The sequence below is a fragment of the Neorhizobium sp. SHOUNA12A genome, assembly GCF_023006505.1.
In the GTDB taxonomy this organism is placed as follows: domain Bacteria; phylum Pseudomonadota; class Alphaproteobacteria; order Rhizobiales; family Rhizobiaceae; genus Neorhizobium.
Map to the genome: position 1 here is coordinate 1 of NZ_JALBGV010000062.1, position 25,050 is coordinate 25,050.

General features: G+C 62.1%; 28 protein-coding genes. 19 read left to right on the forward strand and 9 right to left on the reverse strand.

The genetic code is table 11. The features are described 5' to 3' along the window. Together MOV63_RS23070 and MOV63_RS23075 are read right to left on the reverse strand one after the other, a co-directional pair. The coding region (locus MOV63_RS23070) for a DEAD/DEAH box helicase (protein WP_247037205.1) at positions 1-1,210 on the reverse strand (1,210 nt) is incomplete at its 3' end. Positions 1,211-1,613: 403 nt separating this feature from the next. Then, the gene (locus MOV63_RS23075) at positions 1,614-1,967 is read right to left on the reverse strand and encodes a hypothetical protein (RefSeq protein ID WP_247037206.1); all 354 of its coding nucleotides are present in this window, start codon (positions 1,965-1,967) and stop codon (positions 1,614-1,616) included. 467 nt (positions 1,968-2,434) lie between these two features. Between MOV63_RS23075 and MOV63_RS23080 the strand changes: the two genes are divergently transcribed. Then, entirely contained in the window at positions 2,435-6,199 is a 3,765-nt protein-coding gene (locus MOV63_RS23080) for a response regulator (RefSeq protein WP_247037208.1), read from the forward strand. A gap of 106 nt (positions 6,200-6,305) precedes the next feature. On the opposite strand, the gene MOV63_RS23085 is transcribed toward MOV63_RS23080, so the two are convergent. Next, positions 6,306-6,833, reverse strand: a complete 528-nt coding sequence (locus tag MOV63_RS23085) for a chemotaxis protein CheD (protein WP_247037210.1) — start codon at positions 6,831-6,833, stop codon at positions 6,306-6,308. A gap of 249 nt (positions 6,834-7,082) precedes the next feature. On the opposite strand from MOV63_RS23085, the gene MOV63_RS23090 reads away from it, so the two are divergent. Next, on the forward strand, positions 7,083-7,436 hold the full coding sequence (locus MOV63_RS23090) for a hypothetical protein (protein WP_247037212.1): 354 nt from the start codon (positions 7,083-7,085) through the stop codon (positions 7,434-7,436). Positions 7,437-7,514: 78 nt separating this feature from the next. On the opposite strand, the gene mnmD is transcribed toward MOV63_RS23090, so the two are convergent. Then, on the reverse strand, positions 7,515-8,255 hold the full coding sequence (gene mnmD, locus MOV63_RS23095) for a tRNA (5-methylaminomethyl-2-thiouridine)(34)-methyltransferase MnmD (RefSeq protein ID WP_247037213.1): 741 nt from the start codon (positions 8,253-8,255) through the stop codon (positions 7,515-7,517). Between mnmD and MOV63_RS23100 the strand changes: the two genes are divergently transcribed. The 15 genes from MOV63_RS23100 (at position 8,254) to MOV63_RS23170 (ending at position 17,565) form a co-directional block, all read left to right on the forward strand. Beyond that, complete coding sequence (locus tag MOV63_RS23100; protein ID WP_247037215.1) at positions 8,254-9,444, forward strand: FAD-binding oxidoreductase; 1,191 nt, start codon at positions 8,254-8,256, stop codon at positions 9,442-9,444. The genes mnmD and MOV63_RS23100 overlap by 2 nt on opposite strands. Before the next feature lie 123 nt (positions 9,445-9,567). Beyond that, on the forward strand, positions 9,568-10,275 hold the full coding sequence (locus MOV63_RS23105) for a DUF1045 domain-containing protein (protein WP_038544465.1): 708 nt from the start codon (positions 9,568-9,570) through the stop codon (positions 10,273-10,275). A 73-nt stretch (positions 10,276-10,348) separates the two neighbouring features. Beyond that, positions 10,349-11,206, forward strand: a complete 858-nt coding sequence (locus MOV63_RS23110; RefSeq protein ID WP_247037217.1) for an AraC family transcriptional regulator — start codon at positions 10,349-10,351, stop codon at positions 11,204-11,206. Positions 11,207-11,312: 106 nt separating this feature from the next. Further along, complete coding sequence (locus tag MOV63_RS23115; protein ID WP_247037270.1) at positions 11,313-11,981, forward strand: AzlC family ABC transporter permease; 669 nt, start codon at positions 11,313-11,315, stop codon at positions 11,979-11,981. Beyond that, on the forward strand, positions 11,978-12,280 hold the full coding sequence (locus MOV63_RS23120; protein ID WP_247037219.1) for an AzlD family protein: 303 nt from the start codon (positions 11,978-11,980) through the stop codon (positions 12,278-12,280). Before MOV63_RS23115 ends, MOV63_RS23120 begins: the two co-directional genes overlap by 4 nt. Positions 12,281-12,350: 70 nt before the next feature. Then, positions 12,351-13,277 carry an allantoinase PuuE gene (gene puuE, locus MOV63_RS23125; protein ID WP_247037221.1) on the forward strand — a complete coding sequence of 309 codons (927 nt, stop codon included), beginning with the start codon at positions 12,351-12,353 and terminating at the stop codon, positions 13,275-13,277. Further along, positions 13,274-13,771: a 2-oxo-4-hydroxy-4-carboxy-5-ureidoimidazoline decarboxylase gene (uraD, locus tag MOV63_RS23130; protein WP_247037223.1), complete on the forward strand. Its 498-nt coding sequence runs from the start codon at positions 13,274-13,276 to the stop codon at positions 13,769-13,771. The genes puuE and uraD overlap by 4 nt, the downstream gene beginning before the upstream one ends. A gap of 68 nt (positions 13,772-13,839) precedes the next feature. Then, the gene (locus MOV63_RS23135) at positions 13,840-14,130 is read left to right on the forward strand and encodes a nucleotidyltransferase family protein (protein WP_038544454.1); all 291 of its coding nucleotides are present in this window, start codon (positions 13,840-13,842) and stop codon (positions 14,128-14,130) included. Continuing rightward, on the forward strand, positions 14,127-14,489 hold the full coding sequence (locus MOV63_RS23140) for a DUF86 domain-containing protein (RefSeq protein ID WP_038544453.1): 363 nt from the start codon (positions 14,127-14,129) through the stop codon (positions 14,487-14,489). The genes MOV63_RS23135 and MOV63_RS23140 overlap by 4 nt, the downstream gene beginning before the upstream one ends. 29 nt (positions 14,490-14,518) lie before the next feature. Continuing rightward, positions 14,519-15,019 (forward strand): ureidoglycolate lyase, encoded by a 501-nt coding sequence (locus tag MOV63_RS23145; protein WP_247037225.1) that lies wholly within the window; start codon positions 14,519-14,521, stop codon positions 15,017-15,019. Further along, positions 15,016-15,372: a hydroxyisourate hydrolase gene (gene uraH, locus MOV63_RS23150; RefSeq protein ID WP_038544449.1), complete on the forward strand. Its 357-nt coding sequence runs from the start codon at positions 15,016-15,018 to the stop codon at positions 15,370-15,372. Before MOV63_RS23145 ends, uraH begins: the two co-directional genes overlap by 4 nt. Further along, entirely contained in the window at positions 15,372-16,121 is a 750-nt protein-coding gene (locus MOV63_RS23155) for a metallophosphoesterase (protein ID WP_247037227.1), read from the forward strand. The genes uraH and MOV63_RS23155 overlap by 1 nt, the downstream gene beginning before the upstream one ends. A gap of 58 nt (positions 16,122-16,179) precedes the next feature. Continuing rightward, positions 16,180-16,467 carry a type II toxin-antitoxin system Phd/YefM family antitoxin gene (locus tag MOV63_RS23160; RefSeq protein WP_038544445.1) on the forward strand — a complete coding sequence of 96 codons (288 nt, stop codon included), beginning with the start codon at positions 16,180-16,182 and terminating at the stop codon, positions 16,465-16,467. Beyond that, positions 16,467-16,751: a Txe/YoeB family addiction module toxin gene (locus MOV63_RS23165; protein ID WP_038544443.1), complete on the forward strand. Its 285-nt coding sequence runs from the start codon at positions 16,467-16,469 to the stop codon at positions 16,749-16,751. Before MOV63_RS23160 ends, MOV63_RS23165 begins: the two co-directional genes overlap by 1 nt. Before the next feature lie 70 nt (positions 16,752-16,821). Then, the gene (locus MOV63_RS23170) at positions 16,822-17,565 is read left to right on the forward strand and encodes a hypothetical protein (RefSeq protein ID WP_038544441.1); all 744 of its coding nucleotides are present in this window, start codon (positions 16,822-16,824) and stop codon (positions 17,563-17,565) included. Positions 17,566-17,598: 33 nt separating this feature from the next. Here MOV63_RS23170 and MOV63_RS23175 read toward each other — a convergent pair whose 3' ends face one another. Together MOV63_RS23175 and MOV63_RS23180 are read right to left on the reverse strand one after the other, a co-directional pair. Next, entirely contained in the window at positions 17,599-18,744 is a 1,146-nt protein-coding gene (locus tag MOV63_RS23175) for an alpha-hydroxy acid oxidase (protein ID WP_046601309.1), read from the reverse strand. Positions 18,745-18,881: 137 nt separating this feature from the next. Continuing rightward, positions 18,882-19,856, reverse strand: coding sequence for a quinone oxidoreductase (locus MOV63_RS23180; RefSeq protein WP_247037229.1), 975 nt, complete (start codon positions 19,854-19,856; stop codon positions 18,882-18,884). Positions 19,857-19,951: 95 nt separating this feature from the next. On the opposite strand from MOV63_RS23180, the gene MOV63_RS23185 reads away from it, so the two are divergent. Then, positions 19,952-20,809 (forward strand): LysR family transcriptional regulator, encoded by an 858-nt coding sequence (locus MOV63_RS23185; protein WP_247037231.1) that lies wholly within the window; start codon positions 19,952-19,954, stop codon positions 20,807-20,809. On the opposite strand, the gene guaD is transcribed toward MOV63_RS23185, so the two are convergent. Both guaD and puuD read right to left on the reverse strand, forming a co-directional pair. After that, on the reverse strand, positions 20,806-22,134 hold the full coding sequence (guaD, locus tag MOV63_RS23190; protein ID WP_247037233.1) for a guanine deaminase: 1,329 nt from the start codon (positions 22,132-22,134) through the stop codon (positions 20,806-20,808). The two genes, MOV63_RS23185 and guaD, sit on opposite strands and share 4 nt — an antisense overlap. Beyond that, positions 22,131-23,357, reverse strand: coding sequence for a urate hydroxylase PuuD (puuD, locus tag MOV63_RS23195; RefSeq protein WP_247037241.1), 1,227 nt, complete (start codon positions 23,355-23,357; stop codon positions 22,131-22,133). The genes guaD and puuD overlap by 4 nt, the downstream gene beginning before the upstream one ends. A 303-nt stretch (positions 23,358-23,660) precedes the next feature. Between puuD and MOV63_RS23200 the strand changes: the two genes are divergently transcribed. Further along, on the forward strand, positions 23,661-24,020 hold the full coding sequence (locus MOV63_RS23200; RefSeq protein WP_247037251.1) for a hypothetical protein: 360 nt from the start codon (positions 23,661-23,663) through the stop codon (positions 24,018-24,020). Positions 24,021-24,107: 87 nt separating this feature from the next. Here the strand turns inward: MOV63_RS23200 and MOV63_RS23205 are convergent, their stop codons facing one another. After that, the gene (locus tag MOV63_RS23205) at positions 24,108-25,025 is read right to left on the reverse strand and encodes a LysR substrate-binding domain-containing protein (RefSeq protein ID WP_247037253.1); all 918 of its coding nucleotides are present in this window, start codon (positions 25,023-25,025) and stop codon (positions 24,108-24,110) included. Positions 25,026-25,050 lie beyond the last annotated feature (25 nt).

A 25,050-nucleotide genomic window follows, 5' to 3' on the forward strand; every position in this document is an offset into this window, starting at 1 on the left:
CGTTGCCGCCACGGCCGCGATTGGCAGCGCCGCCACGGTTGTTGTTGCCGGCACCGCCGCGTGGCTGGCGGCCGCCTTCGGGGCGTTCGCCGGATGCGGTGGTGATTTCGATGTTCATCAGGCGCTCGATGTCGCGCAGCAGGCGGGCTTCATCGGGGGCGCAGAAGGCGATCGCAATGCCGTCACGGCCGGCACGCGCGGTACGGCCGATGCGGTGAACGTAGGCGTCCGGTACTTCCGGCAGGTCGTAGTTGAAGACGTGGGTGACGCCAGGGATGTCGATGCCGCGGGCGGCAACGTCGGTGGCGACCAGAACACGGATCTCGTTGTCACGGAAGGCCTTGAGGGCACGTTCGCGCTGGCCCTGGCTCTTGTTGCCGTGGATCGAGGCGACCTTGAAGCCGATATGCTCGAGATGCTTGGAGAGCTTCTCGGCGCCGTGCTTGGTGCGCAGGAAAACCATGGCGCGGCCGGTCGGGTTTTCTTCGAGCGACTTCTTGAGAAGGTCCGTCTTGTCGTTCTTGCCGACCACGAAGTGGACGAACTGTTCGACCTTGTCGGCGGCCTTGCCCGGAGGCGTGACCGAAACCTGGACCGGATCCTTGAGGAAGTCGGAGGCAAGATCGGCGATCGCCTTCGGCATGGTGGCCGAGAAGAGCAGGGTTTGGCGCTTGTTCGGCACCATTTTGGAAATCTTGCGCAGATCGTGGATGAAGCCGAGATCGAGCATCTGGTCGGCTTCGTCGAGAACGAGGTAACGCACGGCAGTCAGGCCGATGGCACGGCGGGCGATCAGGTCGAGCAGGCGGCCCGGGGTCGCGACGAGAATGTCGGTACCCTTTTCGAGCTGCAGCTGCTGCTTGTTGATCGAGGCGCCGCCGACAACGGCGTTGATCTTCATCGGGGTGCCGCGCACATAGCTCTTCAGGCTGGCGGCGATCTGGTTGACCAGTTCGCGGGTCGGAGCGAGGATGAGCGTACGGGTGGTGCGGTTGTCAGGACGCTTCGGGTCCTTGGCAAGCATTTCGATGATCGGGAGACCGAATGCAGCGGTCTTGCCGGTGCCGGTCTGGGCAAGGCCGATCATGTCGCGGCCTTCGAGAAGCTGGGGGATCGCCTGAGCCTGGATCGGGGTTGGCGTTTCGTAACCGAGCGCAAAAAGAGTGGCTACGGTCTGCTTGGACAGACCAAGCTCGTGGAAATTCGTCAAGTCGAATACCTTTTCGGGGCGCCAAAAGCGTATCGCCGGACTGGCACCATGCCGTCCGGTCTGCCTTTGGCGTCAAGAACCCCGCGTGAAGTGGGAACTTGCAAGTTGGAAATTGCTCTCCAGCGCTTAAACCCTCCGGGATCGAGGGCGATCTATCTTTGCGCCTTGTTCCTTCTTCGCGGTGTCTTTAATGACGCGGGGCCAACTCACGCGGCGGCCGGAAGGTGAAAGCTGAAGCGCATTTGGTGGTTTTCCGGGCAAAAGTCAAGCAGATGTTCGCACTCGCGAAATGGCGTGGCTTCCCGGCCGTGTCCGTAACAGAGCTCGGTGCGTCTGCAGGACAACAAAAAGCCTGCATCCGCCGGCGGCGGAAACAGGCTCCTCAATGCGATTGCTCTGCCGATCAGCGCGAGCAGACTTCGACGCGATAAGGCTCGCCATAGCGGTTGCGGCGCCATTCGAGTTCGCAGACCGGCGGGTAGTCGCGGTAATAGGCGCGGCGGTAATAGACAGGCGGCGGGGGCGGGGGAGCGTAGTCGTATTCCGGCTCCACATATTCGGGCTCGGCGTAAGCCGGCCGCTGCGACCCTGCGATGATTGCGCCGCCGATGATGCCGCCGGCAAGGCCTGCGGCCACGCCCGGCCAGACATTGCGATGGTGATCGCGAGCTTCTGCCGCTGGAGCCGTCGCCGTCAGGGCGCCCGCTACGGACAGTGCGGCGAGGCCGAGTGATATCGTCTTTTTCAGTGCCGACATGTTCTTTTCCTTTCCCTTTTTGTCCTCAAGGGGTGAAGAAATGGTCGCGCCCAAAGGCGGCGGATTGATGAAGACGATTCCTCGATAGTCTGAACGGACGTTCAGCTTCATGCCGCCTGCGGTTGATTTTTATCAAGCCTCAGCAATTGCCAATGTCGATTGTGGCCGGATCGTGGCTATAACATGGAGAAGATCTGGCGGCGGAAATTGGGCCTTCTCCGGGTTGCTTTCGGATTAGCTCGGATCACTTACGCCATGCGGTTGGATGTCTGCGGATGTCGATGCCCGTCACGATCAATCACAGGCTGTATTGGCGCCCATATATAGGCGCTTCCGGTTGACAAATGCCAGAAATGATAAGTCGTACTGTTTCAACAACATGATGTTAACACTCGCTATGGTGTTATCAGTCGATTGGGAGACAAACGAATCGAGCCGGATATCGGCCGGCACGAGGAGCGGGGAAGGTGGACACGGAAAGCGAACTCTTGAAAACGGCGTGCGAGCGGATCAACGATCTTGCCGAACCCGCGTTCATCAAGGACAGCGCCCTTAGCTACGTGGCGGTGAATGCTGCCTATGCACGCCTTTTCGGCATGCATCCGAGCGAATTCGCCGGCAATACCAGCCGTGGCCTTGCAGGCGCGCTGGACGATGCCGACCGCAAGGAAAAGGAATGCCGGGCGATCGTTTTCGGTACCGACGAGACGGCGCTCTGTTTCGACCGCTCCGGCGTCGTCCGCCATGAAATTCATATCGAGCGTTTCCTGACGGAAGACGACCATACCTATCTGTTCGGCACGTTTGCGGCGGTACCGGGCGTTGCCGCCATTTCAGAGCCGAACAACGTTGCCCCGCTTGCCGTTGCATCACGCGCCGTCGTCCCGCCCCCCGGTGCCCCGGCCAGTGGTGCTACGGCCAACGCTGCAAAGCCGATCGCGCCGTTTTCGCCTTTCAACAATGCGCTTCTCGACGATGCCCTCGACATGCTCGAAATGGGTATCGGAATCTATGACAAGCACAACGTTCTGCTCTACTGCAATTCCCAGCTCATCAATCATTTTTCATCGATCTCGATCGATATCCAGCCGGGGATCACGCTCAACGATATTCTCGGATTTGCGTATGATCGCCGCCAGCGCGTGTCGCCGGCGAGCTTTGGTTCCGATGTGCCGAACAAGGACGCTTGGATAGCCGAGCGGATGAAACCGTTCGATCTTCCCTATTCCGAAAGCATCGACCAGCTTTCCGACGGACGCTGGCTGCGGAGCATCAACAAGCGTCTCGAAAACGGCCTGCTGATCGCCATCCGTCACGACGTGACCGATTTCAAGGAGCAGGAAATGCTCCTGCGCACCCATGTCTCGGAGACGGACTTGTTCCGCGCCGTCCTCGAAGACCTGCCGGTGCCCGTGTTCGTGCGCAACAGCGACCGCCAGCTCACCTATGCCAATGCCGCCTACGAGGCGATGCTCGGCAAGCCGAGAAGCCATTTCCTCGGCAAGACCGAAACGGAAATGTTCCCTGACGCGGCCGATCGCTTCCGGATTGAAAACGACCAGGTAATGACAGGCGAGGACATCGAGAAATCGGAGGATATTACCTTTCCCGACGGATCGGTTGTCCCGGTCATCACGCACCTGCGCCGGGTGACCACCAATGACGGCGCGCACAACCTCGTCGGCTCGCGCATGGACGTCTCCCGCATCAAGGAGGCGCAGAACAAGGCGGAGAAGATGGGCAAGGATCTGCAGACGATCCTGCACACCATGCCCGTCGGCGTGGCGATCCTCGACGAGCAGTTCCTGTTCGAATACGCCAACCCGGCCTTCTATTCCTTCTGGGATGCCGGAGAGCAGTTCGATCTGCCCGGGCGTTCCTATCGGGACTTCCTCAAGGTCAATTTCGACCACGGCATCTATAGCGGCTCGACGAGCAGCTTCGAGGAAATCTACCGGGAGCGCATTGCCGCCTTGACCGACGGCCAGGAGCGACCGCCGATCGAGGTGAAAAGCCGCAGCGGCCTGGTGATCGTCATTTCTGGCACTCAGCTTTCCGGCGGCAAGATCCTGCTGAGCTACATGGACATCACGGCTGTCCGCAAGCGCGAGCAGGAGATCCAGGAGGCCCGTGCGGCGCTCGAAACCCACGGCGCGCTGATGCGCGACGCGACGAGCGCCATGTCGCAAGGGCTGCTCATCCTGCATGACGGCGAGATCATCTTCTCCAATGACGCGCTGCCGGCCATGCTCGACATGCCGGCCGAGATGGTGGGTGCCGGAGGCCTGTGGCGCGATCTCTTCCGCTATTGCGTCGAGCGCGGCGATCTCGGCACGTCCGAGGAAGCGGCGGCGACGCTGCAGGCCTGGGAAGACAATGTCGCAGCCGGCAAGCCGGTGTTTGCCGCCTTCCGCGTCGAGGGCCGCAAGTGGATCCAGGTCGAGGCAAAGCTGACCGGCAGCGACCATTGGCTGGCCGTCTTCACAGACGTCACGGAGATGAAGAGCCGCGAGGAAGAACTGACCCGCCTCCTGCAGCGCGCCGAGGCTGCCGACCGGGCGAAGTCGGAATTCCTCGCCAATATGAGCCACGAGATCCGCACGCCGATGAACGGCGTGCTCGGCATGGCCGAACTGCTGGCCAAGTCCAATCTCGACACCCGCCAGAAGACCTTCATCGACATCATCGTCAAATCGGGCAATGCGCTCCTGACGATCATCAACGACATCCTCGACTTTTCCAAGATCGATGCCGGACAGATGACGCTGCGCAAGGCGCCGTTCGACCCGGTCGAGGCGATCGAGGACGTGGCGACGCTTTTGTCCTCGTCCGCTGCCGAGAAGGATATCGAACTCATCGTGCGCGGCGACGTCTCGATCCGCGAGACGGTGATGGGCGACGCGGGGCGTTTCCGTCAGATCATTACCAACCTGGTCGGCAATGCGGTGAAATTCACCGAAAAGGGGCACGTCTTCATCGATCTGAGATCGGAGGCGAGAGGCCCCGGCGAGATGTTGCTGTCGATCCGCATCGAGGATACCGGGCTCGGCATTCCGGAAGAGAAACTGAAATCGGTGTTCGAGAAATTCTCGCAGGTCGACACGTCCTCGACGCGCCGCCACGAAGGCACCGGCCTGGGGCTGGCGATCACCGCCGGCCTCACCGAACTCTTCGGCGGTTATATCGACGTGACGAGCGAAGTCGGTCGCGGCTCGATCTTCACCGTGCACCTGCCGTTCCAGGTGGTCAGCGAACGCAACGTCCTGACGGCCTTGCCGATCAACACTAGCGGCGCACGCATCCTCGTCGTCGACGACAATGCCGTCAACCGCCGCATCCTCACCGAACAGCTTACCATGTGGGGGTTCGACACGGTCGCAGCCGACGGCGGCGCCGAGGGGCTGGCGATCCTCAGCGAGGCCGCCCGTATCGGCGTCACTGTCGATGCTATCGTGCTCGACTACCACATGCCGGAGATGAACGGCCTGGATTTCGCCAAGCAGCTCCGGCGTGATCCGCGCTTCGACGGAACCGGCGTGGTTTTCCTGACCTCGATGGACATGGCCGGCGACGACAGCATGTTCGCCGCCCTCAACATCCAGGCGCATCTGATGAAGCCGGCACGCGCCAACCTGCTGCGCAGCACGATCATCGACGTCGTCCGCTCGATCCGCACCAAGCGCCGGGCAGTCGAAGCGGAGCAAGCGGCCGGTCGGACTCAGACGGCCGTGCGGCCCCTGGCGCCGGTTGCCGCGCCCAAGCTGGTTGCTTCGGCGCCAGTGATTGCCGAACAGCCGGTGGTCCCGGTCTCCACGCCGCCCATGCAGGCGGCGCCGACGCTCGACGTGCTGGTCGCCGAGGACAACGAAGTCAACCAGATCGTCTTTACCCAGATCCTGCAGACCACCGGCTGGCTGTTCCAGATCGTCAAGAACGGTGCGGAAGCGGTCGAAGCGTGGAAAAAGCACGATCCGGCGGTCATCATCATGGACGTTTCGATGCCGGTCATGAACGGCCATCAGGCGACCCAGAAAATCCGCGAGCTCGAACAGGAGACCGGCACCCATACGCCGATCATCGGCGTCACGGCGCATGCGCTCGAAAGCGACCGCGAACTCTGCTTCCAGGTCGGCATGGACGATTACCTCTCCAAGCCGATCAGTCCGGAGGCATTGGAAACCAAGGTCCGCAACTGGCTTGGCGGTGCGATCGTGAGCTCGGTGTCGAACTGAGCCGGCGTTTCCGGCTCTCAACGCTCTCACCTCGGCAATGTCGGCGCACATCCCTGCTCCGAAGAACTGGCAATACTGCTGACGCGGCGGCAGAACGTAGCGGCAATCAGTATCGCGCTGCCCTGGCGGTTGCGTCGGCGATGCGGGAAGTTGACGGAGCGGGCACCGTGGCCGCAGTGATCCGCATCTGTACGCTGCCTGTCGTCGGGTGAAACGCGATCCAGCGCGCCAGGTCATCGCCGAGGCTGGAATCGACAAGCTTGATGCCTTCCGCGTGAAGGAAGCGCCTGGCGAACGCGGCGTTCAGCAATCCGGGATCGTAGCCGCTGCATTTGCGCGTGCGGCCGCCAAACAGCTTGGCCCGAAGGTTCCGGCGTTCCGCGCCGAGACTGCACAGGTCGTCGACAAGCGCACGCATGGCCAGATCGCCGTAGCGTTCCGGGTGCTGGGTGATGTCCAGTCCGCCGCTCGCAGGCAGGATGAAATGGTTCATCCCCCCGATGTTGGTGGTGGTGTCGTAGATGCAGGCCGAGACGCAGGATCCGAGAACGGTCATCAGCACGGTATCGGGATCGGCCGACACCGCATATTGGCCTCCAATGACATGGATATGGTGGGAGCCCGTGAAGTTCATCTGATGCTCTGATCCCGTGTATTTGAAAATTATTTTCACGCAAAAGTATGAAAGCGGGACGCGCGCGGGAGGGACCAACAATGAGTGGCGAGAAATATGGTCTTACACGTTTTTCGTAATTTCGGGCAGGGTGCGAGCGACCGGTTTTCCGTTCAGGCACCGTTAAGCTCGACACCGGCATTGTCCGGCAATACCCGAGCCCTTTCTGCCGCTTTCAGGCGCAGCTCGGTGGAAACGGAGACGCTTGTGATGAAGAAGATGATTGTCTCGGCGCTGATTCTGGCCGCTACCTGCACCAGCGTCGTGTTGCCGGCCGGTGAAGCCTCGGCCCAGCAGTGGGACAGACACTACGACCGATATGATCGATACGACCGCCGTGACCCGCCGCGCAGGCATCATAACAATACTGGAGCGCTGATTGCCGGAGGTTTGGCCGCGGGCGTCATCGGCGGCCTGATCGGCGGGGCTCTCGCCAATGACAGTGGGCCGCGTTACATCGATCCGCCACCGCCGCCTCGGCCGCGCTGCTGGTTCGAGGACCGCCGCGTCCGCAACGCCTATGACGGCGGATGGCACATGGAAAGCCTGCGTGTCTGCCAGTAGGTGGCATGCGATGTGATGGATGGCAGCCGGTCTCAGGGCCGGCTGTTTTATGTTGGGCGGTCTTGGTGCGACCCTGGATCAGGGCGCCGGTTTGATGCCGCACAACATCTCGCGTTTGCCAGCAAATCCCGGCCGCCGTTCGACGGTAAAACCGGCCGCCTGCAGGTTTCGCCGTACGAAGCCGGCTGCCGCATAAGTGCCGAACGTGCCGCCAGGTAAGGTTTTGTCATGGAGCGCCTGCATGATATCCGGCGACCACATGTCCGGATTGCGCGACGGCGCAAAGCCGTCGAGGAACCACGCGTCGAAATCCGCGCTGGCCGCGGAGACGCCTTCGAGTGCCGGGCCGCAGACGACCGTCAGACGTGTCTGGGCGTCAGCGTCGATCACGACATTCCCGGCGGGCTCGTCCGGCCAAGCTTTGACCACTGCCTGCCGTTCTGCCGCGATCTCCGGCCAGCGGGTGAGCGCCCGGTCGATTTCGTCGCGCTGCATCGGATAGAGTTCGAAAGAGGTGAAATGAAGCTTCGCGCCTGCGGGGCGAAAAAGCTTCCATTGCCGCCAGGTCTCGCAGAAATTCAGGCCGGTGCCGAAACCGAGTTCGCCGATCCGGAAAGTCCGGTGACTTTTCCAGTGCTCCGGCAGGCCCCAGCGCTCCGGCAGGCCATTGCCGGCCAGAAACGTGTGGCCACACTCCAGCCGGCCGTCGGTGCGGCAATAAAAGTGATCGCCAAACTTTTGCGAATAGGGCATATCGCCGTCATGCCAGTCCAGCGTCTGGCTTTCGGTCACACGAATTTCAGGATCACGGTCGCTCATGGGAGATGCGGATAATCCTGCCGGCTTCGGCGGTCAATCTCATGTCCTTCCCGCATCCGCCGATCTCGTCATCCTGGGCGGCGGCATCATGGGCCTCTGGGCGGCGGTCAAGGCCGAGCGACTCGGCATCCGCACCCTGCTTGTCGATGCCGGCTCGTTGGGGCAGGCGGCAAGCGGCGGGCTCTTGGGCGCCCTGATGCCGTATATGCCCGATAAGTGGGACGACAAGAAGCAGTTCCAGTTCGACGCGCTCCTATCGTTGGAAGACGAAATCGCTGAGCTCGAAGCCGAGACGGGCATGGCCTGTGGCTACCGCCGCTCCGGCCGACTGATTCCGTTGCCGAAGCCGCACTTACGCAAGATCGCGCTCGGCCATTCGGCCGATGCGGAAGCCTGCTGGCGGCGCGGTGACCGTCGTTTCCATTGGCATGTGCTCGACCGCCCGCCGCAAAAAGGCTGGCCGGATGCCTCCTTCGCAGCTGCCGGACTGGTGCATGACACGTTTGCCGCCCGGGTTTCGCCGCGGGGTCTCGTATCGGCTCTCGCGGCCTTCCTGCGTAGGGCCGGCAATGTCCGAATCGTCGAAGGCCTGGAGGCCGAAACGGTAGATCCAGCCGCTAATAGGATTATATTCCGTGGCGGCGAAAGTGTTGCCTTCGGCCAGTGCATCGTCTCGGCCGGCCACCGGTCCTTTTCTCTGCTTCAAGGCGTCTCGCCGCCGCTGAAACATCCGATCGGCCAGCCGGTCAAGGGGCAGGCGGCGCTGCTCAAGGCCGATATCGATCCGTCTCTGCCGGTGATCTTCCTGAACGGCCTTTACCTGGTCGCCCATGAGGGCGGTCACGTGGCGGTCGGCAGCACCAGTGAGGATATGTTCGAAGATCCGTACTCGACCGATTCCCAGCTGGATGAACTGATCGCGCGCGCCCGGTCGCTCGTGCCGGCCCTGGCGCAGGCCCCCGTCGTCGAGCGCTGGGCGGGATTGCGGCCGAAGGCGATCGGCCGCGATCCGATGGTCGGCGCGCATCCCGATCACGCCCGAGTGATCGCGCTCACAGGTGGCTTTAAGGTGAGTTTCGGTATCGCGCATAGGTTGGCGGATGCGGCGCTCAATGCCGTGAATGGCCGGGAAATGCGGCTTCCGGCGTCATTTACGCTCACCAGTCATCTTGCCGTCGCCTCGCGTTAAACGCGAGTTTTCGGTCCTCCGCGTCGTTATTCTGTCATGCAAATCACTTAACCCCCACGGCAGGGATTGTTGAGCAATGCGTAAAACACGGGGTTGCTGAAAAGGACGTTCAGAAGGTGACGCATGCGCTATGCCATTCATTTCACGCCTCCGGCGCATGATCCGCTGACGGTCGCTGCCGCCCAGTGGCTCGGCCGCAACGCCTTTTCAGGCGAAGCGACGGAGCCGCCGGCAATCCGTGGCATCGGCATTCACGACATTGCTTTCAACACCGCGCTGCCACGCCGCTACGGTTTCCACGCGACGCTGAAGGCGCCGTTCCGCTTGGCACCCGACGTGACCGAACCGATGCTGCTGCGCCATCTGATGCGGTTTGCCGGCACCCACAGCCCTTTCGAACTGCCGAAGCTCGAAGTCGTGCGGCTCGGCAACTTCTTCGGCCTGGCGCCGGTCGTTCCTTGCGATACCGTCCGGTTCCTGGCTGCTTCCGTGGTCCAGGAGTTCGACAATTTCCGCACGCCATTGTCGGAAGCCGAGCTGGAGCGCAGCGATTCTGGCGATCTCTCGGCGCCGCAATTCGCCAACCTGCATCGCTGGGGCCACCCTTATGTGATGGACGAGTTCCGTTTCCACATGACCCTGACCGGCCCGCTGTCGCTGGTCGAGATGCCGCGTTTCGACCTGGCGCTGCGCGATTATTTCGAACCCTATCTGAAAAAGCCGGTCGAGATCGCCAATCTGGCGCTCTTCATCGAGGAGGAGCCCGGCGCGCCCTTCCTGGTGCATTCGCTGCATCCGATGGGCCGCGTGGCGGCGCGCAAGATCGCCTGACATTCAGGTGCCTCTGGCTTCCGGCGTCACTTTTGTTCAAGAGCGATGGTCGCCGATCTGCTATACTTTTTCCATGGAGAATATCTCGCAGGAACAGGCCACCGACCACATGCCGCTGATGCCGGCAGAGGTGACCCGTTTCTGGCGGGACGATCGCTTTGGCGGCATGGAATGCCTGCGCGCGACGTTTCTCACCCACGAATTCGCGCCGCATGCGCATGATACGTTCAGTATAGGTGCGATCGAGCAGGGCATGCAGGTTTGCACCATCAAGGGCAGCCGTGAAAGCGCTGGGCCGGGCGGGCTCTACCTGATCAATCCGGGCGAGACACATGACGGTGCGCCTCGGGGCGGCGGGTATCGCTACCGGATGATCTATCCGGATGTCGCACTGCTTCGCGAGATACTCGAAGACGTCACCGGCAAACCCTTCCAGGGCACGCCCGCCTTCGGCATCCAGCTCCTCCACGACCAGGCGCTCGCCGACGCTTTCCACCAGGCGCACCGGACGCTGGAAGAAGGCTCCGGCGCGCTCGAAACCAGCCAGGCGATGTTCCTGGTGCTCGACGCGATGTTCCGCCGTCACGGCAGTTCGATCATCGTACCGGCCGATACGACGGAGCGCACCGCCGTGCGCCAGGCCCGCGACTACCTCACCGAGAATTTTGCTTGCGATGTCGGGCTGGAGGAACTTGCGACCGTCGCGGGTCTCAGCCGCGCTCACCTTATCCGCGCGTTCCGCAAGGAATTCCACATCACGCCGCATTCCTTCCTCACCGACATCCGCATCCGAGCGGCCCGCAAGCGCTTGAGGGAAGGCGGCCAGCCGGCCGAGATCGCGCTCGAATGCGGTTTTGCCGACCAGGCGCATTTCACCCGGCACTTCAAGGCCCGCACGGGGCTGACGCCGGGGCAATACCGGGCTCGCTGATCACTTTCGTTCAAGACGGCTATCCACTTGATCTTTAAGACCTCCGCTTCCAACGGAGGTTTTTGACGTGAATGGCAATGCAAGGTTTCAAGACTTCCTCGGGGGCATGCGGGCGATCTCGCCACTGATCGCCGCAGTCATTCCGATCGGCCTCGTTTTCGGCGCGGTTGCGGCCACGAAAGGCCTGTCGCCGGCCGAGGCGGGGTTGATGAGCGCGCTGGTATTCGCCGGCGGCTCGCAGTTCGTAGCGATGGATATCTGGACCCATCCGGCCTCCTGGACCGGTGTCGGGTTTGCAGCCCTGCTCGTTAACATCCGCCACGTGCTGATGAGCGCCTCGCTCGGTATCAGAATGGATGGTTTCGGCCAACCGGCGCGCCATCTCTCGATGCTGTTCCTCGCCGACGAGATTTGGGCGATGGCAGAGTTCCGGGCCAAGGTGGCGCGGCTGACGCCCGCCTGGTTCGCCGGCCTCGCCATGCCCTTCTATCTCGCCTGGGTACTCTCGGGGCTGGCTGGTGCCGCCCTCGGCGCCTTTCTCGGCGACCCGGTGGTGCTCGGGCTCGACTTTGCCTTTCCAGCCGTCTTCATCGTGCTGGTCATGGGTTTCTGGAAAGGGCCTGAAACCGGCGCCGTGCTGCTCGCGAGCGGCGCGGCCGCCGTCGCCACCCAACATTTCGTGCCGGGCGTCTGGTATATCGCTGCCGGTGCTATCGCCGGCCTTTCGGCCGCCATGGTGACCGGCAAAAACGGTGAGGTAGAGGTGACGCCATGACTGTTGATCTCGCCACGCTCATTGCCATCCTCGCCATGGCGGCTGCGACCGCGCTTACCCGGTTGAGCGGCCTCGTGCTCATCCGCCACGTCTCGCTCGAAGGCGGCCGCCGCAAGGCGATCGAATCGATCCCGCCGGCAGTTCTGATGGCTGTCGTCGCGCCGACCGCTTTTGCGACCGGGATTGCCGAAACCTTGGCCTGCGCCGTGACTGCTTTTGCGGCACTTCGCCTGCCGATGCTCGTTTCCGTGGCACTCGGGGTCGCCTCAGTCGCGATCCTTCGGGCGCTCGGCCTCTAAGCGTCATTTCCATCTCGACATGGCCGGAAAGGGTGCGCTACCGTCCGGCCTCATTCGTCGAAGGTGATCCATGCAGGCAAAAGACTATCCGCGCGAACTCGTCGGCTACGGCCGTTCCACCCCCGATCCGAAATGGCCGGGCGGCGCTCACGTCGCCGTGCAGTTCGTGATCAATTACGAGGAGGGTGGCGAGAGCTCGATCATGGACGGCGATCCGGCCTCGGAGAACCTGCTGTCGGAAATCGTCGGTGCCGCGCCCTGGCCGGGCCAGCGCAACCTCAACATGGAATCGATCTACGAATACGGCTCGCGCGCCGGCTTCTGGCGGCTGTTTCGGATGTTTACCGACCTCAAGGTCCAGACCACCGTCTACGGCGTGACGCTCGCCATGGCCCGCAATCCGGAAGCGGTCTCCGCTATGAAGGAGGCCTGCTGGGAAATCGCCAGCCACGGCTACCGTTGGCTGGAATATAAGGATTTCCCGGAGGCAAAGGAGCGCGAGCACATCCTCGAGGCCGTGCGGCTGCACACCGAGCTCGTTGGCGAGCGCCCCTACGGCATGTACCAGGGCAAGCCTTCCGACAACACGCTGAAACTGGTCATGGAAGAGGGCGGTTTCCTCTATTCCTCCGACAGTTACGCAGACGATCTGCCTTACTGGGTCAACGGGCTCGACCAGAAGCCCTTCCTGATCATCCCCTATACGCTGGAAACCAACGACATGCGGTTTGCGACGCCGCAGGGGTTCAACACCGGCGACCAGTTCTTCACCTATCTCAAGGATGCCTTCGACGTGCTTTACCAGGAGGGCAGGGAAGGCGCGCCGAAGATGATGTCGGTCGGCCTCCACTGCCGCCTCGTCGGGCGGCCCGGCCGCGCCGCCGCGTTGAAGCGTTTCATCGAATATGTGCTCAGCCACGACAAGGTCTGGATCCCGCAGCGTATCGAGATTGCCAGACACTGGCACGAGCATCACAAGCCGGCGGCCGCGCTATGACCGCCCGCGGCGATTTCATCCAGATGTTCGGCGGCGTGTTCGAACATTCGCCCTTCATCGCCGAACGCGCCTATGACGCCGGTCTGATGCTGGTGCCGCTGACGTCCAAGAGCGTGCATGACGCGCTGAACTCGATCTTCCGCCGGGCAAGCCGCGAGGAACGCCTCGGCGTGCTGCGCGCCCATCCCGACCTTGCGGGCAAGCTGGCGATCGCCGGCGAACTGACCGAGGACAGCAAAAAAGAACAGGCCGGCGCCGGGCTGGACCGCCTGAGCGCTGCCGAACACGCCCGCTTCACCGAGCTCAATACCGCCTATACGCAAAAATTCGGCTTCCCTTTCATCATCGCGGTCAAGGGCCTCACCAAGGACGATATCCTTGCTGCCTTCGAGAAGCGCATCGACAATTCTGCGGACGAGGAGTTCGACACCGCCACCGCCCAGGTGGAAAAGATCGCGCTCCTGCGTCTGCAATCGCTGCTTCCGGGACATTGAGGTCCCGGGCGCTGCTTTCCTCAATCCTCTCCGTCGCTTATACTGGCGATATCAGGAGTGACGCCGCCATGAGACCGTCGGAAGTGCTGGAGAAGAACCGGGATGTCATCCGGGAGATCGTTGCCCGCCGGCAGGTCTCCAATCCTCGCGTCTATGGCTCAGTGCTGCGCGGCGAAGACCGACCCGACAGCGATCTCGATATCCTGGTCGACCCGTCGCCGACCACGTCCCTGTTCACGCTCGGCGGACTTCAGGGAGATCTCGAAGAAGCGTTGGGCGTTCCGGTGGATGTCAAGGTTCCGGGGGATTTTCCGCCCAAGATCCGCGAACGCATCGTCGCGGAAGCGTTGGCGATATGAGTGCAGAGCGTCTCGAAGCCTATCTTGATCGGATGGTCGTCACTGGAAACAAGGCCGTCAGATATGTCTCTGGCCTGGATCGCGAGGCCTTTCGGCTTGATGAAATCAAGCAGGATGCGGTGATCGCCAACATCATGGCGATCGGCGAATGCGCGACCAAGATCATGGAGCGTTTTCCGGATTTCGTCGTCGAGCATCCGGAGATCCCGTGGAGAGACATCCGCGACATGCGCAACCGCATCGCACATCAGTATTTTCACCTGGATATCGGCACGGTCTGGTTGACCGTCGATCGGATGATCCCGGAACTTCTCTCCCAGCTCGACTCCCTGCGCAACTGGCGTGCTCAGGGTGAATGACTGAAGCAGAATGATCGAAGGCGAATGAATTGACCGAATATCTGGAAATCCTGCCCCTTACCAAGCAAGCCTTCGCGCCTTTCGGCGATGTCATCGAGGCCGATCCGGCGACCATGCGGCTGATCAATGGCGGGACGACCGAACGCTATCATGCGCTCGCAGAGCCAGTCGTGATCGGCGAGCCGGAGCGGCTGATCTTCAGCATCTTCCGCAGCAAGCCGCGGCAGTTCCCTTACGCGATCACCATGATGGAGCGGCATCCTTTCGCCAGCCAGAGCTTTTCGCCGATCTCCGGCCAGCCGTTCCTGATCGCTGTTTCGGATGACGAAGGCGGTCGGCCGGGCAAACCGCAGGTCTTTCTCGTGCAGCCGCATCAGGGCGTCAATTATTTCCCCAATTCGTGGCATCATCCGCTGATGGCGATCGGCGCCGTCAGCGATTTCCTGGTGGTGGACAGGGATAATACCTCCGCGAACTACGAGGAAGCGTTCTTCGAGACCCCGTATCTCATCGCGGAGCCAAGCCTATGACAGGCCTCACCACCCATGTCCTCGACACCGCCAGCGGTACGCCTGCGGAGGGGCTTTCGATCGATCTCTACCGGCTGAACGGTGAGGCTCGCGAAAAACTGCAGACTGTCGTCACCAATAGCGACGGCCGCGTCGATGGCGGGCCGATCCTGATCGGCGAGACCTTTCTTGCCGGCGAATACGAACTGGTTTTCCATGCCGGCGCCTACCTTCGAGCCCGCGGCGTTGCCTTGACCGAGCCGCCCTTTCTCGACGTGATCCCGATCCGTTTCGGCATTTCCGACACGACGGCGCACTATCACGTGCCGCTGCTGCTTTCGCCCTACGGTTATTCCACCTATCGGGGGAGCTGATGCGCTTTGCCGCGATTGCCGACATCCACGGGAATTGCGCAGCGCTCGAAGCGGTGCTTGCCGATATTCACGGGCAAGGCATCACCGAGATCGTCAATCTCGGCGATTGCCTGAGCGGCCCCCTCGAAGCAGGGCGCACCGCTGATCTGCTGCTCCTTCTCGATACGATGGCGACGCTGACGGTGCGCGGCAATCACGATCGCTACCTGATCGAAAACCCGGCGGATGCGATGCCTTCCTGGGAAGTGCACGCCTTTTCGCAACTGGCGCCGCGCCACCTGCAATGGCTGCGCAAGCTGCCGTTCAGCGCCGTCTATCGGGATGAGGCCTACCTTTGCCACGCGACGCCGCAGTCGGACAACGTTTATTGGCTGGAGCAAGTGTCCAGCCAAGGCCATGTCTTCCTGAAGCCGCTGGAGGAGATCGAGGTGCTGGCGGAGGGCATCGAGCAGCCTTTGATCCTCTGCGGCCACAGCCATATTCCGCGGGCGGTGCAATTGTCCGACGGCCGGTTGATCGTCAATCCCGGCAGCGTCGGCTGTCCGGCCTATGACGACGACACGCCGCATTTCCACAAGGTGGAAACCGGCCACGCCATGGCGTCCTACGCGATCCTCGAAAAGACCTCCTCCGGCTGGACACCGCAATTCCGCAACGTGTCCTACGATCACCTGGCGATGTCGCGCCTCGCCGCCGAAAACGGCCGCGCCGACTGGGCGGTGGCGCTGGCGACGGGCCGGGCGGGGTAGCTCAAATTGACTTCGACAGGGACTTGTACTATTTATTGTACAGGTAATGAGGAACCCTATGCGCACCGTCATGTTTTCCCAAGCCCGCCAAGAGCTTGCTAGCCTCCTCGACGAGGTATCGAACGACCGTGCTCCGATCGAAATCATGCGCCGTGACAAGCCATCGGCCATCCTGATCGATAAGGACGAATACGAGGGGATGCTGGAGACGCTGCATCTGATGTCGACGCCCGCCAATGCGACGCGGCTGATGGAGGCGATCGCCAACGTCAACGACGGCTCCAAGCTGATCGCGCACGACTTGATTGAACCTGAAGACTATATTCCCAACAAGAAGGCCGATTGATGCCTCCAGGGAAAGCCTACCTGCTCGTCTGGGAGCCGGAGGGCTGGCGCGAGTATGTTTCCTGGCAGGAGACCGATCCCAAAATGGTCGGTCGGATCAACGAGTTGATCAGGGACACATTGCGTCACCCCTTCGAGGGCATCGGTAAGCCTGAGCCTTTGCGCAATCAGCTCAAAGGGCAGTGGTCGCGCCGGATTACTCAGGAACACCGGCTCGTTTACCGAGTGGAGAACAGCAGCGATCAGCCGCGGCTGATCATCCTCCAATGCCGTTTCCACTACTGACCGCTCTTTCCGAAACCTTTCGGCAATCCTTCCCCACGATACTTTCTCCGATTCGACAGGAGAGATCGTCATGGCTCAAACGCGCGGCAAATCCGGTTCTCGGCGCAGGAGCGCGCCCAAGCGGTCGTCGAGCTCCGGTTCGTCGCTCTGGCCTTGGCTCGGAGTGCTAGCGCTGGTGGCCGGCGGGATTGCGCTTTACGAGAATTCCGCGGCAACGAGGCGTTTTGTTGCTGGCCTGACTTCGGGAAAACCGCTCCAGGTCGCGGCAAAACCTGTGCCGGCGAAATCCGTCGAGGCAAGTTCCGGCCCGTCGCACCGACCGGTCACGCCAAAGCCTGCGGTCGCTCCCGACCAGAGCCACACTGCCGCGATCATCCCGCCGGCGCCGATCGGCAAGCCGATTCTCGAGGAGATCCAGAAGGCTGCCGAGGCGCCGAAGAGCAACGAGAACCTTGCCGGCGCCTATGAGGCGAAATTCTATCTGTGCGGATCGGCCAAGCAGGACGACTGCGTCACCGCCGCCGACCGTTTCGTATTCCACGGCCAGAAAATCCGCCTCGTCGGCATCGAGGTGCCCGACATCAAGAAGCCGCGTTGCGAGGCGGAGCGGATCAAGGCGAGCGATGCGGAGCTGCGGGTGCGGGCCTTCCTCGATTCCGGTCCGTTCGAACTCGTCACCTGGCAGGGCAACGAGGACGAGGTCGAAGGCCACAAGCTGCGCGAAGTCACCCGCAATGGCCGCTCGCTCGCCGATGTCCTCGTCAACGAGGGCCTGGCCAAGCGGCCGGGCGTTGGCAAGGGCGGCTGGTGCTGAGATAGCAGCTCCTCCGCCTTCTCACTCACGCCGTCAGAACGGCATATTGGCGAGGATGTTGCGGTCGATATGCTGGATATCCCGCTTGCCGCAGAGCGCCATGGTGATGTCGAGTTCCTTGCGGATGATCTCGAGCGTCGTGGTGACGCCCTCCTTGCCCATGGCGCCGAGGCCGTAGAGGAAAGGCCGGCCGATATAGGTGCCGCGGGCGCCGAGCGCCACGGCCTTGAGCACGTCCTGGCCCGACCGAATGCCGCCGTCCACATGCACTTCGATCCGGTCGCCGACCGCCTCGACGATTTTCGGCAGCATGCTGATCGATGAGGGGGCGCCGTCGAGCTGGCGGCCGCCGTGGTTGGAGACGATGATCGCATCCGCGCCGGTGTCGGCGGCGGCGCGTGCGTCCTCTTCGTCGAGGATCCCCTTGATGATCATCTTGCCGCCCCAGAGGTCCTTGATCCAGCGGATATCGTCCCAGGACAGCCGTGGGTCGAACTGTTCCGCCGTCCAGGCGCCGAGCGAGGAGAGGTCCGAAACATTGCTCGCATGGCCGACGATATTGCCGAAACCGCGGCGCTTGGTCTGAAGCATTTCCAGGCACCATCTCGGGCGCGTCACGAGCTGCAGGGCCGCGTTGAGCGTCGGCTTCGGCGGAGCCGCAAGGCCATTGCGCAGGTCCTTGTGGCGCTGGCCGAGGATCTGCAGGTCGGCGGTGACGACGAGCGCCGAACATTTCGCCGCCTTGGCGCGGCCGATCAGCCGTTCGACGAAGCCGCGGTCCTTCATCACGTAGAGCTGGAACCAGAAGGGTTTCGTGGTCACCGAGGCGACGTCCTCGATCGAGCAGATGCTCATGGTCGAGAGCGTGAAGGGCACGCCGAATTCTTCCGCCGCCTTGGCGGCCAGCATTTCGCCGTCCGCATGCTGCATGCCGGTCATGCCGGTCGGCGCCAGCGCCACGGGCATCGCGGCCTTTTCGCCGATCATCGTGGTTTCGAGCGTGCGGTTGGTCATGTCGACCAGGACGCGCTGGCGCAGCTTGATCCTGGAATAGTCTTCCTCGTTCGCCCGATACGTTCCCTCTGTCCAGGCGCCGCTGTCGGCATAGTCGAAGAACATCTTTGGCACCCGACGGCGGGCAAGGATTTTCAGGTCTGCGATGGTCAGCGGTTTGGACATCGATATTCTTCCTCCGGATGCTAGCAGACGAGTAGCATATCTTCGCCGCACTGCCAGAGGAATGTCGAGCGATATCGCGCGCTGTTTCTCCCCAGTTTATCTCCTGGGCGTGGGGTCCTGCGCGATATCGCCTGCCGTCACTCGGGGATAAGCAGCAGGCTGCCGGCTGCACGGCCGCTTTCCAGGAATTCCTGCGCCCTGGCTGCCTCTTCTAGCGGATACTTTCCCGCGACGACCGCGGTGATGCCGTTCTCCATTGCGGCAATCGCCGCGTTCGCCGCCTCGCGATAATTGGCCTGGTCGATGATGAAGGCAAGGATGCTGGGATGCGACAGGACCTTGCCCGGCCTTAGCTGATCGACGTTGACCGGCGGGATCGGGCCGGCGGCCTGGCCTATGGTCACCACGGTGCCGAACGGTCGGACGCTGTCGATCGTCTTGGCAAGCACCGAACCGCCAATTCCGTCATAGCCGACATCGACGCCGCGTCCGTTCGTCCGGAACTTGACCTCACCCACCAGATCCGCATCGCGCCCGACGATCAAGTGATCGGCGCCGTAGCTGCGGGCCAGTTCCGCCTTTTCCTCCGAGCTTACGGTTCCGATCACCGTCGCACCGAGTTCCTTGGCCCATTTGACCAGGATCGCACCGAGACCGCCTGCGGCCGCGTGAACCAGGACGGTGGTGCCGGTGCCGACCGGATAAGTCTTGTAAAGCAGCATATAGGCCGTCATCGCTTTCAGCAGCGAGGAGGCCGCCGTCGCCGCGTCGATCTGCGGCGGAAGAAGGATGGCCCGCTGTGCCGCCAGCGCCCGGCGCGTCGCATAGGCTCCAGCCGGGACGCCACAATAGGCGATCCGATCGCCGATCTTCAGACCGGCGATCGCGGAGCCGACGGCTTCCACCGTGCCGGCCGCCTCGACACCGATCACGGCGGGATAGGATGGCAGCGCGTAGATCCCCCTGCGGTGATAGATATCGACGAAGTTCATGCCGATCGCGTCGTGCCGCACGATAATTTCGTCCTCCTTGGGCGTTAGTTGAGGCTGTTCCAGAATCTGCAGGTTTTCCAACCCGCCGGGGGAGGTCAGGCTCACCAGGATATTCGCCATCGTCATTCTCCATGTTTGAGGCGGGGTCAGGATGGGCCTTTGCTTATTGTTTGAAAATTCCCTATTCGTGGACAATCGATGGGAAAAATTTGACAATGCTCGACTGGGAAAACCTCCGTTACTTTCTGGCGCTCTCGAACAGCGGAACGTTGCTCGGCGCCGCCCGGATACTCGGCGTGGAACACGCGACCGTCAGCCGCCGCGTGGCGCTTCTGGAGGAGCAGTTGCAGGCAAGATTGGTCGATCGCCGCGGCCGGAAGGTCACACTGACTGTCGAGGGCGAACGCATTGCCGAACTGGCGCGGCGGATGGAGGAACAGGCTCTCGCCACCGATCAGGCGAGGCTCAAACAGGATCGGCTGGCCGGCACGGTGCGCATCAGCGCACCTCCGGCCCTTTCGGACCTGCTGTTGCCGGAGCCAATCGCTATGCTTCGCCGACGTCACCCCGAGATCGAGATCGTCGTTGCCGGCGAAAAGCGCTACGCTTCCCTCAACCGTCGAGAGGCGGACATTGCGGTGCGTCTGGCCCGTCCCGAACAGGGGGATCTTACAGTCACGCGGATCGGCAGCGTTCGGTTCGATTTCTATGCGTCGCCGTCCTACCTTGCCGAGACGCCACAAGAGGAATGGAGCTTTATCGCTTACGGCGAGGACATGGAGACTTCGCCGCAGCATCGGCGGCTTCTCGATATCGCGAGAGGACGGCGTGTCGGCCTGAGGGCCTCGACGCTGGAATTCCAGCGCGCAATGGCCCGGGCGGGCGGCGGGGTCGCCATCCTGCCCGATTTCTTCGTCAGCGCCGGCGACGGGCTCGCCGTCGCGCTGGTGGAGGACGAACCCGTGACGCGCGACATCTGGCTCGTCGTCCATTCGGATATCCGCGACGTGCCGATTGTCCGCGCTGTCATGGACGCGATCAAGGAGGGCGCTCGGCGGAAGGCGGGAGGCTAGGTCCTGACTTGGCTTACGTCGAGCTCGCTCTTCATTGCCTTGCCCGCCACATAGGTCTCGACCACGGCGCGGTCGTCGCCCATGGTCTGAAGAAGGAAGAGTTCTTCCCCCAGCGTCTTCACCGTTTCCATCCGCAGCCGCATGGCCGGCGTCGAGGCGGCGTTCAGCACCACGAGGTCGGCATCGGTGCCGGGCTCCAGGGTGCCGATACGTTCCGCCATCGACAGCGCCTCGGCATTGCCTCTGGTCATCAGGTAGAAGCTTTCAAGCGGGTTCAGACGCTCGCCGAGGAGTTGCTGGATCTTGTAGGCCTCGTCCATGGTCCTCAGCATCGAATAGCTCGATCCGCCGCCGATATCGGTGGCGACCGCCACCCTGACCGGTTTTTCCCGCCGCATTAGCGATTTCATCGGGAACAGGCCGGAACCGAGGAAAAGGTTGGAGGTCGGGCAGTGGACGGCGACGGCGCCTGCCTCCGACAACACATCGGCTTCGCGGTCGGAAAGATGGATCGCGTGGCCGAGCAAGGTCTTGGGCCCGAGAAGGCCGTAATGGGCGTAGATGTCGGTATAGTCCCTGGCATCCGGATAAAGCTCGCCCGTATAGCGGATCTCCTCGTGGTTTTCGGAGAGATGCGTCTGGATATGCAGGTCGGGAAACTCCTGCGCCAGCGCCTGGGCGGCCTTCATCTGGGCGGGCGTCGAGGTGATCGCGAAGCGCGGGGTGATGGCGACGTGGCAGCGGCCCTTGCCGTGCCAGTCGGCAATTACCGCGCGGGTTTCGTCATAACCCATCTGCGGCGTGTCGAGCAGACCCTGCGGGGCGTTGCGGTCCATCATCACCTTGCCGCCGACCATGCACATGCCGCGCTTCAGGGCTTCGGCAAAGAAGGCATCGGCCGAAGTCTTGTGCACGGAGCAGTAGGCGGCCGCCGTGGTGGTGCCGTGGCGCAGTAATTCGTCGTAGAAATGTGTGGCGATGCGGGCCGCATGCTCGCTCTCGACGAACCGGCATTCCTCCGGGAAGGTGTAGGTGTTCAGCCATTCGAGCAGATTGGCGGCGTAGGAGGCGATTACCTGCATCTGCGGGAAATGCAGATGCATGTCGATGAAGCCGGGCAGGATCAGATGCGGCCGATGGTCGATTTCCTCGACGCCCTCCGGCGCAATCGCCTTGACCGTTCCGTAGCTGCCGGCAACCGAAATCGTGTTCCCGTCGATCAGCAGCGCGCCGTCGCTCTCATAGGCGTAACTGTCCGTGTCGGTCAGCGAGTGCGGAGCGCGCTTGAAGGAGAGCAGCCGTCCGCGGATCAGCATCTGGGTCATTGGGATATCGTGCTTTCGTACCAGGCCGTCAGCAGCCGGCGTTCGTCCGGCGAGATGGCGGTGACATTGCCGGGCGGCATGGCGTGGCTGCGGCCCGCCTGGATATAGATCTCCCGCGCGTGGGCGGCAATCTCTGCGTCAGTCTCCAGTCTGACGGATTTCGGGGTGAAATTGACGCCTTCATAAACGGGTTCAGCCGCGTGGCACATGGAACAGCGCGCCTGCACGACATCCCTCGCTGCACCGAAATGGGCATTGGCCGCGAATTTCTGGGCGACCGGGGTCATCGAGGTCTCGGTCTCGCCGGTCAGAACCTTCGGCACGGTCGAGAGCCACATGATGACGATGAAGAGCAGAACCGTCACCAGCCAGGTCCAGGTCGGCTTGCCCTTGCGGGCGTGGGTGGTGTTGAACCAGTGCCTGATCGTCACGCCCATCAGGAAGACGAGTGCGGCGATCACCCAGTTGAAATGGGTCGCAAACGCCAGCGGATAGTGGTTGGAGAGCATGAAGAAGATGACGGGCAGCGTCAGGTAGTTGTTGTGCAGCGAACGCTGCTTGGCGATCATGCCGTATTTCGGGTCGGGCGTGCGCCCCGCGATCAGGTCGGCGACGACGATCTTCTGGTTGGGGATGATGATGAAGAAGACGTTGGCGGACATGATCGTCGCGGTGAACGCGCCGAGATGCAGGAAGGCGGCGCGGCCGGAGAATATCTGCGTATACCCCCAGGCCATGGCGATCAGCACCAGGAAGAGCAGCACCATCAGCCCCCAGGTGTTCTTTCCGAGCGGTGACTTGCAGAGCAGGTCGTAGATGATCCAGCCGATCGACAGCGATGCGAGCGACAACAGGATTGCCTGCCAGGGGGCGAGAGCCATCACCGTGCGATCGATCAGGAACAGGTCGGCGCCGCCGTAATAGACGATGCAGAGCATCAGGAAACCGGAGAGCCAGGTGAAATAGCTCTCGTATTTGAACCATGTCAGGTGTTCGGGCATCTGTGCCGGCGCCACCAGGTATTTCTGGACGTGGTAGAAACCGCCGCCATGCACCTGCCATTCCTCGCCATAGACGCCGGCGGGCATGTTCGGGCGCTTCGTCAGCCCCAGATCGAGCGCGATGAAATAGAACGACGAGCCGATCCAGGCGATCGCCGTGATGACATGGAACCAGCGGGCGGCGAAACTCAGCCATTCCCAGGCGACGGCATATTCATACATTCAGACTTCCCCTTTTTGCCCCCGACTCGTCACTTTGGGGAAAAAACCTGGCCAAGGGAAGAGGGCGCTGCGGCGAACACTTTTTGTTCCGCCACGGAACCGGGACCGGCAGCTTCGAGTTCCCTTCGCGCGATCCCCGGATTGGCAATAGTAGAATGTTCTTAATTGTGCATCGCGATAAGTAAGGGTTAATTGGTCAGATCGACTCACGTATTGTGACAGTTGCAAGTCAGCCGGCGAAAGCTTGGTAATGCGTGCGGTTCGAGCCGGTGATGGGGGCATTCATCAACGGAGACTAAGCTCATGCGTGGTATTCTGACAGGTGTGATGATTGCGTACGCGTCCTGCATCCAGATCGGTTCGGCCAGTGCCCACGAGGCGCACAGTTCGACCGGCGTGACCTGGAAATATGACGGTTTCTGCTGCAACGGCGACAACCATACAGGCGACTGCCAGATGATCGCGACCAAGAACGTCAAGATCATCGATGGCGGCTACGAGATCATTCTGAGCCCGGGCGATCATCGGCTGATCACGCGCCCGCATGATTTCAAACTGCCGCAGAGCCAGGCGAGGAGAAGCCAGGACGAGGAATACCATCTCTGTCTCTATCCGACCGAAGATACGCTGCGCTGCTTCTACGCGCCGGATATGAGCTACTAGAGGCCGCCAGCGGCCAGAAGTAACATGTCCAGCCGGTTTTCCGTCCAGCAAAGCGGCGGATAGAAAACCGACTGAAGGGTCCTGACCCTAGTCCCTGAATGTCGGCATGGTTTTCCGCATGAAGTCGCGGAAGGCACGGATTTTCTTGGAATTCCTGCGAGCCTCCGGATAGACCAGCCAATAGTCGCTCTTGTCATAGCCGAGGATGTCGAATGGCTGGACCAGCCGCCCGAGCGCGATGTCGTCCGCATAAAATTCCGGCTGCAGAATTCCGACCCCCTGGCTGGCGATCGCGGCGGCGGCTTCGAAGGCCTGCGCGCCCATTCTGCTCACCGGCCGGCCGCTGAGGTCGACATCCGGCACCCCGGCTGCGGCAAACCAGAACGGCCACCATGGATCGCCGGGATCGATGATCCTGAGCTTCAGGATGTCTTCAGGCGTCTTTACGCCGCCGATCGTGGCGGCCAGATCCGGGCTCAGCATCGGCGTGAAATGATTTCGCATCAGAAAATGCCGGCGCAAGCCCGGCCATTCGCCCTTGCCGCTGCGGATCGCGATGTCCGCCTGGGAGCGCGAAAAATCGATCATCTCCTGCGATGTCTCCAGCCTGACGGCAATGCCGGGATTTTCGAGCTGGAAGGTGCCGAGATGGCGCGCCAGCCAGCGCGAGGCGAAGGTCGCCGTCGAATGGATGATCAGCGTGCCCTCCGATGCGTCGTGCAGAGTCGAAAGCGCATCGCCCATGATCGCGAAGGCTTCCGCGATCCTCGGCGCCAGCCGCTCGCCTGCCTCCGTCAACGAAACCTGCCGGGGCCGGCGCAGGAAGAGCTGTTCACCGATGGTGTCCTCGAGCAGCTTGATCTGGTAGCTCACCGCCGTCTGGGTGAGCCCGAGTTCTTCGCCGGCCCGGGTGAAGCTCATCAGCCGGGCAGCGGCTTCGAACACCCGAAGCGCATTCAGCGGAAACTGTTTCGACATCTTCATAGATAAGGTCTCTTGATCCATGCAGACGGTAATTCGATTGGATTAC

Bases quoted from the DNA above. Each gene is read 5' to 3' on its own strand.
- MOV63_RS23075 (WP_247037206.1), bottom strand. From the start codon at position 1,967: ATGTCGGCACTGAAAAAGACGATATCACTCGGCCTCGCCGCACTGTCC.
- MOV63_RS23085 (WP_247037210.1), bottom strand. From the start codon at position 6,833: ATGAACTTCACGGGCTCCCACCATATCCATGTCATTGGAGGCCAATAT.
- MOV63_RS23090 (WP_247037212.1), top strand. From the start codon at position 7,083: ATGAAGAAGATGATTGTCTCGGCGCTGATTCTGGCCGCTACCTGCACC.
- MOV63_RS23100 (WP_247037215.1), top strand. From the start codon at position 8,254: ATGGGAGATGCGGATAATCCTGCCGGCTTCGGCGGTCAATCTCATGTC.
- mnmD (WP_247037213.1), bottom strand. From the start codon at position 8,255: ATGAGCGACCGTGATCCTGAAATTCGTGTGACCGAAAGCCAGACGCTG.
- MOV63_RS23105 (WP_038544465.1), top strand. From the start codon at position 9,568: ATGCGCTATGCCATTCATTTCACGCCTCCGGCGCATGATCCGCTGACG.
- MOV63_RS23110 (WP_247037217.1), top strand. From the start codon at position 10,349: ATGGAGAATATCTCGCAGGAACAGGCCACCGACCACATGCCGCTGATG.
- MOV63_RS23115 (WP_247037270.1), top strand. From the start codon at position 11,313: ATGCGGGCGATCTCGCCACTGATCGCCGCAGTCATTCCGATCGGCCTC.
- MOV63_RS23120 (WP_247037219.1), top strand. From the start codon at position 11,978: ATGACTGTTGATCTCGCCACGCTCATTGCCATCCTCGCCATGGCGGCT.
- puuE (WP_247037221.1), top strand. From the start codon at position 12,351: ATGCAGGCAAAAGACTATCCGCGCGAACTCGTCGGCTACGGCCGTTCC.
- uraD (WP_247037223.1), top strand. From the start codon at position 13,274: ATGACCGCCCGCGGCGATTTCATCCAGATGTTCGGCGGCGTGTTCGAA.
- MOV63_RS23135 (WP_038544454.1), top strand. From the start codon at position 13,840: ATGAGACCGTCGGAAGTGCTGGAGAAGAACCGGGATGTCATCCGGGAG.
- MOV63_RS23140 (WP_038544453.1), top strand. From the start codon at position 14,127: ATGAGTGCAGAGCGTCTCGAAGCCTATCTTGATCGGATGGTCGTCACT.
- uraH (WP_038544449.1), top strand. From the start codon at position 15,016: ATGACAGGCCTCACCACCCATGTCCTCGACACCGCCAGCGGTACGCCT.
- MOV63_RS23155 (WP_247037227.1), top strand. From the start codon at position 15,372: ATGCGCTTTGCCGCGATTGCCGACATCCACGGGAATTGCGCAGCGCTC.
- MOV63_RS23160 (WP_038544445.1), top strand. From the start codon at position 16,180: ATGCGCACCGTCATGTTTTCCCAAGCCCGCCAAGAGCTTGCTAGCCTC.
- MOV63_RS23165 (WP_038544443.1), top strand. From the start codon at position 16,467: ATGCCTCCAGGGAAAGCCTACCTGCTCGTCTGGGAGCCGGAGGGCTGG.
- MOV63_RS23170 (WP_038544441.1), top strand. From the start codon at position 16,822: ATGGCTCAAACGCGCGGCAAATCCGGTTCTCGGCGCAGGAGCGCGCCC.
- MOV63_RS23175 (WP_046601309.1), bottom strand. From the start codon at position 18,744: ATGTCCAAACCGCTGACCATCGCAGACCTGAAAATCCTTGCCCGCCGT.
- MOV63_RS23180 (WP_247037229.1), bottom strand. From the start codon at position 19,856: ATGGCGAATATCCTGGTGAGCCTGACCTCCCCCGGCGGGTTGGAAAAC.
- MOV63_RS23185 (WP_247037231.1), top strand. From the start codon at position 19,952: ATGCTCGACTGGGAAAACCTCCGTTACTTTCTGGCGCTCTCGAACAGC.
- guaD (WP_247037233.1), bottom strand. From the start codon at position 22,134: ATGACCCAGATGCTGATCCGCGGACGGCTGCTCTCCTTCAAGCGCGCT.
- puuD (WP_247037241.1), bottom strand. From the start codon at position 23,357: ATGTATGAATATGCCGTCGCCTGGGAATGGCTGAGTTTCGCCGCCCGC.
- MOV63_RS23200 (WP_247037251.1), top strand. From the start codon at position 23,661: ATGCGTGGTATTCTGACAGGTGTGATGATTGCGTACGCGTCCTGCATC.
- MOV63_RS23205 (WP_247037253.1), bottom strand. From the start codon at position 25,025: ATGGATCAAGAGACCTTATCTATGAAGATGTCGAAACAGTTTCCGCTG.